This window comes from Paenibacillus sp. FSL H8-0104 (assembly GCF_038050215.1).
Classification (GTDB): Bacteria; Bacillota; Bacilli; order Paenibacillales; family Paenibacillaceae; genus Paenibacillus; species Paenibacillus amylolyticus.
In genome coordinates, this window is sequence record NZ_JBBOTC010000001.1 from 4,656,148 (window position 1) to 4,673,250 (window position 17,103).

Annotated in this window: 12 protein-coding genes; 5 read left to right on the plus strand and 7 right to left on the minus strand. The window is 45.7% G+C overall.

What is annotated here, in order from left to right; translation table 11 throughout:
- Positions 1 to 170: 170 nt before the first annotated feature.
- Positions 171 to 1,241 (plus strand): calcium/proton exchanger, encoded by a 1,071-nt coding sequence (cax, locus tag NST38_RS20670; RefSeq protein WP_036674882.1) that lies wholly within the window; start codon positions 171 to 173, stop codon positions 1,239 to 1,241.
- Positions 1,242 to 1,617: 376 nt separating this feature from the next.
- On the opposite strand, the gene NST38_RS20675 is transcribed toward cax, so the two are convergent.
- The 5 genes from NST38_RS20675 to NST38_RS20695 form a co-directional block, all read right to left on the minus strand.
- Positions 1,618 to 1,911, minus strand: coding sequence for a YlaN family protein (locus NST38_RS20675; RefSeq protein ID WP_036614657.1), 294 nt, complete (start codon positions 1,909 to 1,911; stop codon positions 1,618 to 1,620).
- A 225-nt stretch (positions 1,912 to 2,136) separates the two neighbouring features.
- A complete protein-coding gene (locus tag NST38_RS20680) occupies positions 2,137 to 2,382 on the minus strand; it encodes an HPr family phosphocarrier protein (RefSeq protein ID WP_036614658.1) in 246 nt (81 codons plus the stop codon).
- Positions 2,383 to 2,478: 96 nt separating this feature from the next.
- Positions 2,479 to 3,594, minus strand: coding sequence for an aminopeptidase (locus NST38_RS20685; RefSeq protein WP_076250860.1), 1,116 nt, complete (start codon positions 3,592 to 3,594; stop codon positions 2,479 to 2,481).
- A gap of 111 nt (positions 3,595 to 3,705) precedes the next feature.
- Positions 3,706 to 4,596: a hypothetical protein gene (locus NST38_RS20690; RefSeq protein WP_076250858.1), complete on the minus strand. Its 891-nt coding sequence runs from the start codon at positions 4,594 to 4,596 to the stop codon at positions 3,706 to 3,708.
- Positions 4,597 to 4,698: 102 nt separating this feature from the next.
- Entirely contained in the window at positions 4,699 to 6,690 is a 1,992-nt protein-coding gene (locus NST38_RS20695) for a sensor domain-containing diguanylate cyclase (protein WP_076250856.1), read from the minus strand.
- Between the two features lie 465 nt (positions 6,691 to 7,155).
- Here NST38_RS20695 and rpsD point away from each other — a divergent pair, with 465 nt between their 5' ends.
- The 3 genes from rpsD to NST38_RS20710 all read left to right on the plus strand — a co-directional run bounded on the left by rpsD (position 7,156) and on the right by NST38_RS20710 (position 13,383).
- Positions 7,156 to 7,755 (plus strand): 30S ribosomal protein S4, encoded by a 600-nt coding sequence (gene rpsD / locus NST38_RS20700; RefSeq protein ID WP_017687421.1) that lies wholly within the window; start codon positions 7,156 to 7,158, stop codon positions 7,753 to 7,755.
- Between the two features lie 188 nt (positions 7,756 to 7,943).
- Positions 7,944 to 10,049, plus strand: a complete 2,106-nt coding sequence (locus NST38_RS20705) for a methyl-accepting chemotaxis protein (protein ID WP_076250854.1) — start codon at positions 7,944 to 7,946, stop codon at positions 10,047 to 10,049.
- A gap of 238 nt (positions 10,050 to 10,287) precedes the next feature.
- The gene (locus NST38_RS20710; RefSeq protein ID WP_076250852.1) at positions 10,288 to 13,383 is read left to right on the plus strand and encodes a transglycosylase domain-containing protein; all 3,096 of its coding nucleotides are present in this window, start codon (positions 10,288 to 10,290) and stop codon (positions 13,381 to 13,383) included.
- Positions 13,384 to 13,630: 247 nt separating this feature from the next.
- Here NST38_RS20710 and acsA read toward each other — a convergent pair whose 3' ends face one another.
- On the minus strand, positions 13,631 to 15,355 hold the full coding sequence (gene acsA / locus NST38_RS20715; RefSeq protein ID WP_076250851.1) for an acetate--CoA ligase: 1,725 nt from the start codon (positions 15,353 to 15,355) through the stop codon (positions 13,631 to 13,633).
- Positions 15,356 to 15,653: 298 nt separating this feature from the next.
- Between acsA and NST38_RS20720 the strand changes: the two genes are divergently transcribed.
- Positions 15,654 to 16,286 (plus strand): GNAT family N-acetyltransferase, encoded by a 633-nt coding sequence (locus tag NST38_RS20720; protein ID WP_076250849.1) that lies wholly within the window; start codon positions 15,654 to 15,656, stop codon positions 16,284 to 16,286.
- Positions 16,287 to 16,394: 108 nt separating this feature from the next.
- On the opposite strand, the gene NST38_RS20725 is transcribed toward NST38_RS20720, so the two are convergent.
- Positions 16,395 to 17,090 (minus strand): 5'-methylthioadenosine/adenosylhomocysteine nucleosidase, encoded by a 696-nt coding sequence (locus NST38_RS20725; protein ID WP_074095784.1) that lies wholly within the window; start codon positions 17,088 to 17,090, stop codon positions 16,395 to 16,397.
- Between the last annotated feature and the right edge of the window lie 13 nt (positions 17,091 to 17,103).

The window sequence follows — 17,103 nt, forward strand, 5'->3', positions numbered from 1 at the left end:
CACTTCGTTACTCGTATTTTAAATCCTTTCCACCCCAAAAAGCAAATTAAACTCAAAAAGATGCGTTTACAACCTACCACCATTTGGTTATATTGAAATATGAAAATAATCTCATAAGCGATTTACAGTGTAATTCAAAAACAAAATAATTTATAACCGAGGTGTTTGTTGTGAGAAACCGGATTTCATCCATTTTGCTGATTGCGTTCTTTGCACTCAGTGCCATCGCCCACTACTTGAAATGGGATTCGATTCTACAGTTCGTGATATCAGCCATTTCGGTTATTTTTGTGGCCGGTTTTTTAGGCAAAGCCACCGAAAATGTAGCCCACTACGCCGGACAGCGGCTAGGTGGATTCTTGAATGCCACCTTCGGCAATGCTGCCGAATTGATCATCGCCATTTTCCTCGTCAAAGAGGGACTCTTCGACATGGTCAAAGCTAGTCTGACAGGTTCCATCATTGGAAATCTGCTGTTAGTGCTCGGGTTAAGTATTTTTGCCGGAGGACTCAAGTTCAAAATTCAGAATTATAATGTTTCACTCGCAGGTCTGAATGGTTCCCTGATGATTGTTGCCATCATTGCCCTGTTTATTCCGGCAGTCTTTCTCAATACACATTCCATTACACAGAAAGACACCAATACACTTAGTCTCATCGTGGCCGGATTGCTCATCCTCGCGTATATTGCGTGGTTGCTATTCTCCATGGTGACGCATAAGAACTACCTCGCAGACGTCACTGAGGATCGCGATGAAGAGCTACCTCATGAGCATGCTCCGGCATGGTCCAAGAAAAAATCAATCCTCTATCTGGTGCTCGCAACAGTCATGGTTGCCTTCGTCAGTGAATGGCTGGTGGGCACGCTTGAAGTCTTCACTTCGGAATTTGGACTTAGCGAACTGTTTGTCGGTGCATTCCTTGTGGCCATCATTGGTAATGCCGCCGAACACAGTGCAGCCATCATGCTTGCCATGAAAAATAAAATTGGAGCCGCCGTGGAAATTGCGGTTGGCAGCAGCTTGCAGATCGCACTCTTCGTTGCTCCTGTACTGATTTTTGTCAGCTACTTCACAGGCAGAACCATGGATATCGTATTCACAACGATTGAACTGGTCGCCATCGGCGTATCCGTATTTATTGCGAAGTCCATTACCCAAGATGGTTCAACGAATTGGTACGAAGGTTTACTCCTGCTCGTCGTATATATCATACTCGGTGTATCCTTCTTCCTGGTGTAACCAGGCCCTCACGTAGCGATATAAGTTGAACTAAAGAATATTTACACTGGCCACTACGATGACAGAACAACCTTCCGATCGCTGTTATCCCCTGATTTTTTTGATTCCTTTTATAAAGGGGTAAATCCGGGGATAAAGGCGAACGCTCCGCTTCTTCAGGTTATTTCTGTCCTCTCCGTTTTGTGTAAATGTTTAGTTTAATTTATATAACACTAAAATATACAAGCCACAAGAGGCAGCCCGAATTTACATCTGGTGCTGTCTCTTTGTTTGTATACGCCCTCCGGCTGGCTTGCATCCCCACCCCGTTCAGACGCACAAAAAAAGCATGCATAAACGCCTGCATGCCTTCTATTCTGACCCGCGCATTTGCAGGCTATTGCTCATTCTTCTTGTTCAAGGCTTCATATAAAATTGCCAAATTCCGCTCAAGCGCGCTAACCAGCTGCTTACCTGCACCTTCTGGAAGGAGCCCTGCACGAACAGCAAAATCAACTTCTTTGGAGAACCCATACATCTGTGTATCCAATACTTCCTCATAGAGAGGGCAGTAGCGGGTAGCCAGATTCTCCATCTGTACTTCAATAAGCTTCTGTATTTTATCTGCATCTTCTTGAAGAAGACTGATCGCTTTCAAACTCAGCTGGTCCTGCAGATCAGATGAAGTCATGCATTTTTCCCCCCTATGTCCCAAAAATCGCGTAAAGACGTTCTACCTCTAATATTAGACGAAATGAAGAGCTAATACAAGAACCTGACCAAAATAAGCCCGCAAAGTTAAGCCTTTTGTTGAAGCTTAATCCACCTGTTCCAGTCACGTCCAGACGAGTATTCAGATCATTCCATGCCAAAAAACACCCCTGCCAAAAAAGGCAAAGGTGCTTCTTGAGAGCTATTACTCAGATGCGATGCTTACATTCAGTCCATGCTTGGCAAATACTTCTGACATGGCTGCTTTCGCTTCAACTGCATCTGGACCATGAACATGCAGTTCATAGCTGTGCGTGCTGATCAGCGTTGTAAACAATCCGAGAATACTTTTTACATCGATATACTTGTTCTCCGAATGAAGCACGATTGAAGAAGTAAACTTGCCTGCTGTTTGAGCAATTTCTACTACAGCCGCGTTATTACTCGACATAGGAATCCCTCCGTCTTTTTACTATTGGTATCATCTATTAATTACCACTACATGATACCGTGAATCCGCTTTCCTAGCAACAGCAAAATCCTGTTCCTACTTCAAACGGTCCGGATTCAAGCATTCCAGCTCAGGAATGACAAAGATACCGTCTTTACGAATCAGCACATCGTCAAAATAAATCTCCCCGCCGCCATAATCCGGACGCTGGATCAATACGAGATCCCAGTGGATGGACGAGCGGTTGCCATTGTCGGTTTCTTCATACGCCTGACCTGGCGTAAAGTGTAAGCTGCCTGCGATTTTTTCATCAAACAGGATATCTTTCATCGGATGAAGAATATGCGGGTTAAATCCAATCGCGAATTCACCGATATGACGAGCACCCTCATCCGAATTCAAGATTTCATTCAAACGCTCTGTATCGTTACTTGTCGCTTCAACAATTTTGCCATCCTTGAACGTGAACTTGATATTTTCAAAAGTCACTCCATTGTACAGGGTTGGCGAGTTATAACTAATCGTTCCGTTCACGGAATTGCGCACAGGGGCACTGTACACTTCGCCATCCGGGATATTTTTTTGGCCAGAACATTTCTCTGCACCGATATCTTTAATGGAGAAGCTCAGCTCTGTTCCTGGTCCGGTGATACGAACTTTATCCGTCCGCTTCATCAGGTTAGCAAGCGAGTCCTGCGCTTTGTCCATTTTGGCGTAATCCAGGTTACATACGTCGAAGTAGAAATCTTCGAACGCTTCTGTACTTGTATTGGCGAGTTGCGCCATACTTGCGTTAGGGTAACGCAGTACAACCCATTTCGTATGTTTGACACGTTGTTCACTATGTACCGGGTGGGAGTACAATGCATTGTACATTTTCATTTTTTCTTCCGGCACATCGGACAGATCATTCACATTTTCTCCCGCACGAATACCGATATAACAATCCATCTGTTTCATACGGTTCAGATCAATCTCTGCCCATGTTTTCATCATTTCTTCTGTGGCATTTTTCAGCATCGCACGCTGTACGGTTTTATCGGTCAACTGTACAAAGACGTTACCACCTTTTTTTCCTACCTCTTCAATAATGGCGTTAATCAGATCACGTTCCGATCCAATCATCTCAACCAATACATTTTCACCAGGCTGTACATCTACTGAATAGCCCACCAGGTTTGCTGCAAGCTTTTGAATTCTTGGGTCTTTCATCTTGGTAAAATCCTCCTGTCATCTGCCATACTTGAATTGAACAACGGTAAATTACGATACTATTGTAGCACGCGAACAGTCATCCCGTCAGTAGGCAGTCCCTCACTTCGTTTATTGATATGACTTGAAGTTCACATCGGTGACAAGGGCTTCTTTGTTACTTTTACGGTTGTTGTCCGTGTAACTCATCTGACTTTCAGAGGATAAGCGAAGAGGCAGACTGCTCTTCCGATCTACCGTGAGATGATATACCGTCTGCACGCTCGCTTGTTTCATCATCTGTTGCATCGTTGTTTCGCCCTGTTTCCAAACTTTCTCCAGATCCTTCTCAAGCTTCTCCTTACGCGCCCCTTTCACCGTAGCTGCCTTATGCATATATTCTGCCCGAATGGCGTTCATCTCGTCGTTTAGCTGGGTTACAGCCCATGATTTGGCGTCTTCCGGTGCAAGTTCAATCCGTAATGTTCTGGTTCGACGACCGGCCCCATACTCGGATTGAATCGTTTTGTGCATCCCATCAATCTTCTCCAATTGGGCGATTGGGTTAAATCGAGAAAGAGACCCACGCAGCGGCTCATGCTGCGCTGACAATGCCATCCATTGCCCTTGTTTCCGCTCAAAAGAGGCGCTAAACCCACTGGGCTGTCCATTATTTTTTACGGCAGTTGTTTGAATGCCTGTCCCCACAGCAGTTACTTCTCCAGGTAATCGGGTCTGAAGGGTCAGACGATCATGATTCTCCAGCTTGCCTTCAAATTTGAACTGATTCTCAAACAGCCCACTGTTCTCCCGTCGAAGTCCTGCCTCTCCTTCAAAACTCAACGTTTCTTTTCCCGCTATCCCCGATAAAGCCAAGGAAAAGACCTCTTCAGGCGTTTGATCTCGCTGGATTAATCCACAACCCGGAACACCAATAATCACGATGCTCACAAATAACCATAATGTACGTACCGAATGGCGGTTAAACATGTCTATCTTCACCCTTCCATGAACTTTCTCCATAGATTGCCCCGCCCGTATACGCTTATACTTCCTTCTATACACATCTTGATTCTCCCATGCACAAAAAAAAGAGAACGACTCCGCAATTGGAATTGTTCTCTCTTAACGTGTTACATCCTGTTCCTCTACAACGATTCTGTTCCGACCACCATTCTTGGCGCTATACAAAGCCATATCAGCCCGATAAAACAAGGACTCTACACTGACCTTTTCATCCATCCAACTCCACTCTGCGATGCCACTGGATACCGTAACGGGCGGTCTGGTCTCTTCTGCGACTCTCTTTCGAATCACTTCCGCATAATCTAACGCCTGCCTTACACTCACCTGTGGCATATAGATCGCCAGTTCTTCTCCACCCCATCTGGCGCAGACATCCTCCGAGCGAACAGAGCTGGTGACGATCTCACTCACTTGCTTCAATACTTGATCCCCCGTCTGGTGTCCGAATGTGTCATTCACCTGTTTGAACTGATCAATATCCACCACAATGAGGGAGCCACAGAATTCATGAGCCTGTCGCTCGTGAATCACACTGTCCAGATAATGCCTCACGTACAGGCCTGTCAACATATCCAGATTAGCCAAGCGCCGAACCTCGGCATGTAACGTGGCATTTGACAGGGCAAGCCCAATATGAATAGATAACATCTGCAAGAGCCTATAGTTATCATATGAAAAGTAGTGCTCTCTACTGTGTCCCAGCAAAATGGCACCCTTCACTTCACCATTGACTCGGATCGGTGATGCAATCAGTGACATGGATCCAGTATCTTCCATGAAAAAGGAGGACACTTTATCAAATTGCGCATAATTGGCTATAATAAGCGGTTCCTCTGTTCGATAGACCAAACCTGCGATACCGTAGTCTACAGAAAAGGATTGGTGAAAAACATCTTTCACGTTAGATGACATGACTTCGAAGTCATTTGTACTGTCATTGAGTTGAAGAATGCAACACGTTTCAGCCTGGAATATTTCCTTTAACTCTTGTTCGGATAGTTGATAAATCTCCGAAAGATGCAGACTCTTGTTCAACCGCTGTGTAAGATCATTAATTAAACGAAGTTCCTGAATTAACATATTGGATTGTTCATGCAACTTGGCGTTCTCAAAGGCCGTTCCTGCAGTGTCTACCATCATCGTAATCAATTGCAAGTCCGATTCTTCCATAATCTCTTCATTCATTTCGATATGGAACACACCGTATATGCCTTGTTTGCCTTTCAGCGGAATCCCTACATCTACAATGCGGTTCTCTGCATCATGTGAGCGAGCAACGATCAGCTTACCTTCCATAAATGAACGCACACAAATATCTTCTCCTCGCTCGTGGACAAGCAACGGTTTAATCCGTGGATCAGAGTTGCTCTGATCCTGAGACATATACAATTTGATATAAGTAGCCGGGTACAAGTAATCCATACTGTCAAATACCTCATCCAATATGGCCTCGACATCCATTTTGTCATGCATTCGCTGAACAATCTGAAAGAGGATGGACCTCCGGTGTTCCTCACGGGCTGTTTGTTCATGAGCATGTAACAGGTCCGTCATAAATATGTATTCGAATCTTCGGTAAAAGCAGGTGTGATAATGCAATGCCTCAGATTGAACCACAGCTTCAGACGTTTCATATCCATTGGATTCATAGATCACAGCAGTGAATACGGCAAACATATCCTTGTTAGTTCTGGAGAATAAGGGATGTGTTATTATAAGATATTCTCCGTGTTCGCTTGTCCCTTTAAGGGACAGGGCCTGTCTCTTATCCAAACATTCCAATACCAGCCTGCGTGCATTTACGCCCGGATCAGCTTCATGATCGCTATCGTATCCTATGCAATCACCTTCCGTGTTCCACACACTGTAAAAGGTTGATGGTCTGGCCAGCCTTGAACCCACTCTGGAGTTCCAGTCACTGTATGCCTGCTCTAGCAAGCTGCCCAAATATGAAAAATCAAAAGGTGTGATATCCATTTTTTGCATCCACAACACATGCTCTTCATGAGAACGAGGAGCGGCAAAAGATGCGGAATCGCCCGAACTTCGTGAATTCAAGCTGGCAGGTAAACTTCTTAGATGTTCTAACATGTCAGGCGCTCCTTTGCACCGTTTTTGCATCCACCAGGATGCATTAATCTGCAGACGTTATCGCAAACCTGCAAATTCGTTGCGATAACCTTGTTACATAAAGATGATTTAAAGTTAAGATACAATCTATTTTACTCTGTTTAAACCATTTTTGCATCCATATTTCAGAAAAATGTCCCATTATTTTAGGCCCAATGACCTATCGACAAATTTAGACGTTTTTTTGCTTTTATTCTGCGCTTGACTTTGTTTCTCTTAAACTGTAATATAAATTGTTGATGAAGACTACTAATGGGTCTTTAAATTTGGGCATTACCGGTTGTGTCACCCTCATTCTTTTTGTTGCTTTCAGGACAGCGGCTGAACTTTCCTGATCGTTCTATGCGTGGCCAAGCCCGCATCAACAAATTGGAGCGCAAACAGAGCCCTAATATGAACTTTAACTAAAAAGGAGCTACTTTAAACATGGCACGTTACACTGGTCCTAAATTTAAATTGAGCCGTCGCCTCGGCATTTCCCTTAGCGGAACAGGCAAAGAATTGAAACGTCCTTTCCCTCCAGGTCAGCACGGAGCTAACCAACGCAGAAAAATCAGCAACTACGGTATGCAATTGCAAGAAAAACAAAAATTGCGCCACATGTACGGTTTGGGCGAGAAGCAATTCCGCACACTGTTCTCTAAAGCTCAAAAAATGCAAGGTATTGCCGGTGAGAACTTCATGTTCTTGCTTGAGTGCCGCCTTGACAACCTCGTTTACCGCCTTGGGTTTGCTAACTCCCGCGCTGGAGCGCGTCAGTTGGTAGCACACGGTCACGTAACTGTAAACGGCAAAAAAGTCGATATCGCTTCTTACCAAGTAAGCACTGGCGATGTAATCGGCTTGCGTGAGAAGAGCCGCGCTCTTTCTTCCATTAAAGAAGCTTTGGAAGGCCGTTCGCATCTTCCAGCATACGTTGAATACAACGAAGCAGCTGTAGAAGGTAAATTCATCCGCTTGCCTGAGCGTGCTGAATTGTCCCAAGACATCGATGAAAAACAAATCGTCGAGTTCTACAACCGTTAATCGTTGCAATCACATTAAAGTTTCAACCCAAACAGCTGTCGAGATTTTCTCGACAGCTGTTTTTCTATGCTTTTTTTTAATTATCTTCATTATAGGAACGTAAATAACGATATAAAATATAGACTCCCTTCAGGAGAAGCACACATCCATATATACATCACAAGAATGACATCGAGGGGGATTAAAACATGCATTTTTTTCGCAATCGCAAGCTCGCTGTTAAGCTTGGACTTTTACTCGGGATCGTATTACTCTGTTGTATTGGAGCCCTGATTGCATTTAATACCAAATCCATTTACGACAAAAGCCTCCAGTACGGCGAAACCGTTGCTGGACAGGCAGCAAACCGGGCTACGAATGAGTTTATGACTGACATTAATCAGGTGAAAAACACGTTGGACACCATGAGTACCACGTTATTGGATGCCGCTCAGAACGGATCACTCAACCGTGAAGAAGTCGTCAGACTCCTTGAACAATATCTGAAGAAGGACGAGAAAGTTTTTGGCTTTTATACGGGCTGGGAACCAAATGCCTTTGATGGAAACGATGCGGAGCACATCAACAAAAAAGAATATGATGATGCTACGGGTCGATTCGTTCCATACGTTATACGTGATGGCAACTCCCTGCATTTTGAACCTATGCCTACTTATGAGGGAAGCGGTGAAACTAGTACTTACTATCAGCAGCCAAAGAAAACCAAATCCATCTATTGGTCCGAGCCTGTTACCTACACGGTTGGTGGAAAAGAAACACTGCTCGTTTCGATTGTCCTCCCTCTATTAGATGAAAACAAAAATTTTCTGGGCATTGTTGGGGCCGACTTTACCATTGATCGTTTTCAGCAAAATATAGCATCACTTAATCCGGATCAGGGTTATGCCATGCTTATTACTAGCGAAGGGCAGATTGCTGCACACGGCTCCAAACCGGAGCTGGCTCATGAAGGAGCCGTAATTCCATCTGAAATGAAGACAGTCATTCAGCGTATACAGTCTGGCGAATCTCAGTTTTACGCTACAGACCCTGAAGTAGGTGAAGAACTATTTATTGCCGAGCCTGCCAGGTTACAAGGAACAGATTCGAACTGGTACCTTGTATCGGCGCTGCCAAAGAGCCATATCCTTCAACCCTTTTATGACAGCTTGAACTGGTCCGTACTGATTGCCGTACTGGCAGTACTTCTGCTTGCAGGTGTGGTTACCTACACCATCGTCTCCATTGTTAGACAGTTGAATCAAGTTAATATCGTCGCTGGACAGCTGGCTGGCGGGGATTTGACACAAAAGTTACCTGTACGATCCAAAGATGAATTTGGCATCATGGCGGGTCATATGAATCAGATGATGGATACCCTGCGTCATACCATATCGGTTATATCCGAACATGCTTTATCTGTCGGCTCCACCTCTCAACAGTTGACCGCAGGTGCCGAAGAAACAGGTAAAGCAGCCGAACTGATTGCATTAACAGGAGTCGAACTTGCAGATAAAGCAGGTAAACAGGTGCAGGAGCTGCAAGAGTCCTCCCGTTCCATGAATGAAATATCTGCAGGGATCGGAAGAATTGCAAAGGCCGCCTCCGATGTATCCGATTCATCGCGAACTGTGGCCGAACGAACAACCATCGGAACTGATAAGATTCAGTCCGCTATGCGTATGGTCGATAGTGCCACTTCTTCTGTGCAGACGTCGATGACCGCACTGGAGAATTTCCGCCAACGTTCGGAAGAGATTGGCCATATTACAAGCATGATCACGGAAGTTAGCCGTCAAACCAACCTACTTGCACTTAATGCTTCCATTGAAGCATCGCGAGCAGGTGAACACGGGCGCGGGTTCGGTGTTGTTGCTTCCGAGATTCGTAATCTGGCTGAACAATCCAGAGTATCAGCAGCGCAGATTGCAGCGTTAATTCATAGCGTTCAGCAAGAGGTCCTTTCTCTCGTTGAAAATATGGAACATGGAAATGCCGAGGTGAGCCATATAGCGGAAGTGATTAATGAGAGTGGTGAACTATTCCTCTCGATTTCATCACAGATTACAGATGTTAATGAGCAGATTGAGCATGTCTCAGCCATTGCGCAGCAGATGTCAGCTGGATCACAACAGGTTGATGCCACGTTAGTGCAACTCAAAACCATTGGTCATGAGACAGCAGATCACGCAACTCGTGTCGCCTCTGCCTCTGAAGAACAACTCGCATCCATGGAAGAGATTACGGCGGCATCTGCCTCACTGGCTAATCTTACCCAGGAACTATTAGAGCTGATTCAACGATTCAAAACCTAATGTAGAAGACCTCCATTACGACACATCATTCAGGCCACCCTATGCACCTCAGCATGGAGGTGCATAGGGTGGCCTGCTTATTATGGCTTACAACTCATGAAATGTGCTTCAATATCGCATGATATATAGCATAATGCATGGCAGAATGGCAAATTTCGACCATTACTTGTATTTCTCAGGCATGCAAACCCGCCTTTTTATGCTATAATAAGTGCTGTTAAAAGGAGGAAGACACTGAATGGTTGATGTTAATAAGAAAAAGCCCGATGAACAGCCTGTACGCAAACGCAGCTTTGCCCGCAGACTGGGAAGTTTCGTCAAATGGATGGTTGTCCTTGGATTTATGGGGGCACTATTTGTAGGCGGTGCTTTGATGGGATACGTCAGTTCCATTGTGAAAGACGAGCCTGTCCGTTCAAGGGCCCTGATTGAACAAAAAGTCAGCGAAAACTCCATCACAGGCTTTGCTTACTTTGCCGACGGCAGTCCGATCGGTCAATTACGTACGGAAGAAGACAGGCGTCCGGTCACTACGGACCAGATCCCACAGAAGGTTATTGATGCTGTCATTTCGATTGAAGACAATCATTTTTACGAACATAAAGGTGTAGACATGAGCGGAACACTGCGTGCCGTGAAACAGAAAGTGCTGAAAGAATCAGTACAAACCGGCGGTAGTACACTGACTCAACAATTGGCGCGTCGTGTGTTTTTGAATCTGGATCGCACGGAAGATCGGAAAGTGAAAGAAATTTTGCTCTCACTCCGACTCGAACGTTTCCTGACCAAAGACGAGATCATGACAGCCTATCTGAACAAAGTTCCTTTTGGTAATGGTTCCAGCGGATACAACGTTTACGGAATCAAAGCGGCAGCCAAAGGATTGTTCAATATTAACGATCTGGAAAAAATCAACATCGCTCAAGCTGCTTATCTTGCTGGATTGCCACAACTCCCCTCCTCTTACTCCGCTTTTAACGGTAAAGGTGATTTTGTAGAGGAGAATTTTGACCGCGCAATCAACCGGCAGCATCTGGTACTACGCCGTATGCTTGAACTGGGCAAAATCAATCAGTCCGAGTATGACAAAGCTCTTGCTTTTGATATCAAAAGCTCTCTCGCTCCGAAGACCATCAAGGCTTACAACACTTATCCATATCTTATGATGGAAACAGAACGACAAGCTGCACAGATTTTGATGAAACAGTTGAATTCCGACACAGCTGAATCTACAGACAAAGCTACGGATGCAGCCACACCTCAGAAGGAAAGCAGTGCATTATTAGAGGAAGCTCAGACGCAACTGCGGACAGGTGGATATCGTATATACACGACCATCAACAAAAGCATCTACAAAACGATGCGTACCATTGCGGAAGATGACAGCAATTTCTCAGCAGATGATCCTGTCAAAGGAAAAGAACAAACTGCTGCTATGCTGATTAATCACAAAACCGGTGCAATTCTGGGGATGATTGAGGGTCGGGATTTCCAGGATGAACAGATGAACTACGCAACGCAGATGATACGCCAGCCAGGTTCAACGATGAAACCTATAGCCGCTTATCTTCCTGCGCTAGATGAAGGTCTTGTTCAGCCAGCTTCAATTATTGATGACTCACCGATCATTCTCAAAAATGGTCCGAGCGGATACCACATTGCCAAGAATGCCAACAACCGGTATCAGGGACTCGTCACTGCCCGCAGAGCACTGAATTATTCTCTCAATATACCGGCTCTGAAGTTGTTTAATGAAGAAGTAGGGATCGAGAAGGCTTGGACCTTCGCCAAGAAACTGGGGATTACCACCATTCAGAAGGAAGACTATCAGGCTCAGACTGGTGTTCTCGGAGGTCTCCAATACGGTGTAACCGTTGAAGAATTAACCAGTGCCTATGGTGCTATCGCCAATAAGGGTGTATATAACGATTCTTACATGATTAGCAAAATTGTAGATTCCAAAGGAAACATCGTTTATAAACACGATACTGAACCTGTCCAAGCTTTCTCGGAACAGACAGCATACCTGATGACCGATATGCTGCGGACCGTTATTACAGAAGGAACGGCAGATAAAGTACGTGAAAATTACAAATATTCCAAGAGTGTGCCAATCGTAGGTAAAACGGGTTCCACTCAAAACTACGCAGATGTCTGGTTTGAAGGTTATACACCAGATGTCACACTTGGCGTGTGGGTTGGATACAAACAGCCCGTGAATACGCTGGAAAGTAAATCACAGAGAAAACGTGCGCAGCAACTGTGGTCGAAAATCCTGAACGAAGTGATCGATACGCAAAAAGATCTGTTCGTTACGGATTCGTTCAAAAAACCATCTGGCATCGAAACGCGCACGGTGTCTGCATACAGTGGCAAGTTGCCAACATCCATGACTGACAAATTTGTTACGGATATTTTCAACAGCAAGTTTGTTCCGAAGGATAGCGATGATGGTGTAGCCAAAGCCAAGTACATTACTTACAATGGTGTAAACTATATTCCGCGTGACGGAACACCTTCGGACATGTTGAAGGAAAAAACAGTAATCAAGCGTAAAAAACCAATCTCGGATCTCATCAAAGAATTGCAAAATGCATTTTCACGTATGAGTCGACATGAGTCACTTGCTTATTATCTTCCTGAAGATGCTGGTGCAGACATGCCAACACAGATTGATCCAAGGACAGATAACGGCAAAGCTCCTGATGCACCAGGCAACGTACGCATCTCAACCTCGGGTGACAGAGCAGTCATTACATTTAATGCCACACCTGAAAATGATGTCGTGGGTTATCGTCTGTACCGTTCTGTAAACGGTGGAGGATTCCAGAACCAGGGCCAGGTTGTCTTGGCCGGTGAATCCAGATCATTTTCTGCATATGCAGCGCAAGGCGGTAACTTCGCCTTCTATGTAACGGCAGTGGATGTTGCCGGCAGAGAATCTGCTCCTAGCGCTACAGTAAATAGTGCTGGTGTAGCTCCCCCTGTGGAAGAAGAGATTGATCAACCGATTGAAGTTCCTGGTACAGTCGTTACGCCGGGAGAAACGCAGACCGATAATACAACAACGACAGCCCCAGGCACACCTGGTCAAGTCAGCGTATCTGCCCTCACTCAAGGACTGCGTATTCAATGGGCGGCCAGTCCAAACGCAGATAGTTATACTGTATATTACAGTGAAACAGGCTCAGCTCCTTACACCAAAATTGGAACAACAGCGGGAAATACCATGGATTATGGAGTACCCGCATCGACCAGTGGATGGTTCAAGGTATCTGCCAGCAACAGTGCGGGTGAATCCGAGCCTTCTGCAGCCCTACATTTTCAACCCTGATTCAGGCATAGCGATCCAAAACAAGCCGCATTCTCAGACCATATCTGAGAGTGTGGCTTTTTATTTGCATGTGCAGCAGGCAGCAGCTAAAAAAGCCTGCTTCATGCCATTGGCATAAAGCAGGCTTTTACAACCGATTTTAATGGGTAGAGTCACTGTATTCGGAACCACAGAAGAGTAACTTCTTCCCCACTACTCAATGTATCACCATCGATACCAACACATTGATGATCCTTGCATTGTCGCGTTAGTCTTCAATGGTGGATAGATCTCCTGTTGGCAGATCAAGCTCCCAGGCTTTCAGGACACGGCGCATGATCTTGCCGGAACGTGTCTTGGGCAGTTTATCCTTAAACTCAATCTCACGCGGAGCAGCATGGGCAGACAGGCCCTCTTTGACAAAACGATAGATCTCTTCTTTCAGCTCCGGTGTCGCCTCATATCCTTCACGAAGCGCCACAAAGGCTTTGATGATCTCTCCACGTGTTACATCCGGCTTACCGATTACACCCGCCTCTGCTACCGCAGGATGCTCCACAAGCTTGCTCTCCACCTCAAAGGGGCCGATACGCTCGCCTGACGAATTAATCACATCATCAATACGTCCCTGGAACCAGAAATATCCTTCTTCATCCATATAAGCGGAGTCACCGGATACATACCAGCCCGTAAGCCTGAAATACTCCTCGTATTTCACAGGGTTATTCCAGATCTTCGCCATCATGGATGGCCAAGGTGTCCGTATGGCCAGATTACCCATACTGTACGGCGGCAATTCCTGCCCGCGATCATCAATAATCGCTGCTTCGATTCCAGGCAACGGACGTCCCATGGAGCCAGGCTTGATCGGCATTCCGGGATAGTTACAGATCAGCTGAGCGCCTGTTTCCGTCATCCACCATGTATCATGAATTCGTTGACCATAGGCTTTCCATCCCCAACGAACAACCTCCGGATTGAGCGGTTCACCAACAGACATGACATGACGCAGACTGCTCAGATCATGCTGGGCAATGGTCTCTTCTCCCGCTCCCATCAGCATACGAAAGGCCGTTGGTGCACTGTACCAGATCGTGACTTTGTTCTTCTGGATGGTGCTGTACCAATCTTGAGGACTGAAACGACCACCCCGTATCACATTGGTCACTCCGTTGAGCCATGGAGCAAAGATACCGTAAGAGGTGCCTGTCACCCAACCAGGGTCAGCAGTGCACCAGTATACATCATCCTCGCGTAAATCCAAGACAACCTTACCTGTATAATAGTGCTGAATCATGGCATTTTGAACATGGTACACCCCTTTGGGTTTACCCGTAGAGCCTGAGGTATAGTGAATAAGCAAACCATCCTCACGATTCAGCCACTCTACTTCCATCTCATCCGAAGCTGCAGACATCTCTGCATCAAAATCGATGAGTCCTTCCTCAGTCTGCGCGCCCCCACCCACAATAAATATATGTTTGAGCTCGGGCAATTCGGAACGTTTGATGCGTTTTAGCAATTCCGGAGTGGTGACGAGCGCTACTGCTCCGCTATCCTCCAGCCGATCCTTCACAGCCGTTTCCATAAAAGCTTCGAACAACGGGCCCGCGATGGCTCCAGCTTTCAATATACCCAGGAGACTAAAATACAGCTCAGGACTTCGAGGCATAAAAATAAACACTCGTTCCCCTTTGGCTATGCCATATTTGCGGAGAACGTTCCCGAACCGACTCGACTGTTCACTCAGATCAGCAAAAGTATAGGACTCTTCACGTGAAGCATCGCTATACAATAAAGCGGTTTTTCCGCCCCTTCCTTCCAGTACATGACGATCAATCGCTTCATGCGCCATGTTTACTTTTCCGCTGGCGTGCCACGTAAAGTGCCTTTCCACCGATTCCCAATCGAACCGGCTTCTCGCCTCCGTGTAATCGCCCAGATTAGATTCAGACACAACCGTTTGCAGCATCTCACCATGTGCTTGACTCATGCTTGCCAGCCTCCTTCAACTCGACATTTCGATTCCCGTTAGGGGTCACTTCCCATTGCCTTTGTGTTGACTGAACTTCCAGTTAGCGCTTACATTAGTAGAGAGAACTTCTCATCATGTACTTGCTCGGCCAAACAGATGTTATCCATACTGTATTGAATTGTGAACATTTTTTGTCTACGCAATTATAGCAAATCTTTTCAATTGTCGTCTATGGCTTTTCAATTTTTTGGATTTTTGCTATAGCGTTCTTTTTGAAGAACAACCTCTATAAGCAGGAGAGAGAGGAGCATGAACCATGGAACATATCAAAGAACATCATATGCGTTCCATCTTCAAGTCCGGCCACCGAATTACTGTTGAAGGCCCCGTGCAGGCCGAGGAGATAACCCGTCTTGCCTTCCATCCGGATCTGGATGCCTTTCGGCGCCCAACGGAGCAGCAAGAAGCTCTGGCCGAGATCGCAGCATTGCCTGAAGGGCGAATTATCATTGCACACGAAAATGAAACCATTATTGGCTATGTAACCTTTCACTATGCGGATGATTGTGAACGCTGGTCCGAGGGCAATATGACTGATCTGATAGAGCTTGGGGCAATCGAGGTTGCGGACGACTATCGCTCGCTTGGCATTGGACGTGAGATGTTACTTACCGCTCTGGAAGATAAATACATGGAGAACTACATTATTTTCACCACAGAATATTATTGGCATTGGGATCTGAAGGGCAGCGGACTAAACGTATGGGATTATCGCAAAATGATGGAGAGGCTGATGGAAACGATCGACATGACCTGGTATGCAACAGACGACCCCGAAATCTGTTCACATCCTGCGAACTGTTTGATGGTACGAATCGGAAGTCATGTACCAATAACATCGGAAGAACAGTTTGATCGTGTGCGTTTCCGCCACCGGTTTATGTACTAATGCAATGATCTGTTCCAAACGATATACATAACAAAAACCGCCTCTCGCAGCGTTGCTCCATACTTCATGGAACAGCTAATCGAAAGGCGGTTTTTTAAGTTACTACCATTACATATTTTCTAACATATGCTCCACAATACGATGTGAACGCTGCGAAGATTCAACCGTAAATTCAGCAAAGTTCACATGCGCCGAACCATCCGCTTTATCAGACATCCCACGCAGGACAACAAATGGTACACGATTCATGTAACAGACCTGAGCGACTGCTGCCCCTTCCATCTCGGCACATGCACCGTCCATTTCGGTATATAACATGTTAACCGTATCTTTATTTGCAATAAATTGGTCTCCAGATAACACTTTACCGATCAGGTAATTGGCTCCCTGTGCTTTACACGCTTCTTCAGCCAGTGTAATAAGCGAAGCCTCGGCAGGGAATGCAGATGTCTCCTGGTAAGGAATAACCCCGCGTGCGAACCCCAGTGGCGTTACATCCATGTCGTGCTGAACACATACAGACGATATAACCATATCTCCAATGTTCAGCTCCGGGTTAACTGCACCCGCAACACCTGTGAAGATAATCCGATTAACCTGAAAACGATCAATCAAGATCTGCGTTGTAACCGCTGCATTTACTTTGCCTACGCCGGATTTGCACACGACAATTTGCTTGCCCAGCCACTCGCCCGCAACGTATGTAATGCCGGTTTGTTTGACCGTCTCAAGCTGCTTCATACCTGCCAGCAAAAGCTCGACTTCCTCATCCATCGCTCCGATAATACCAATCGTTTCACGCATCTTCTGATACCCC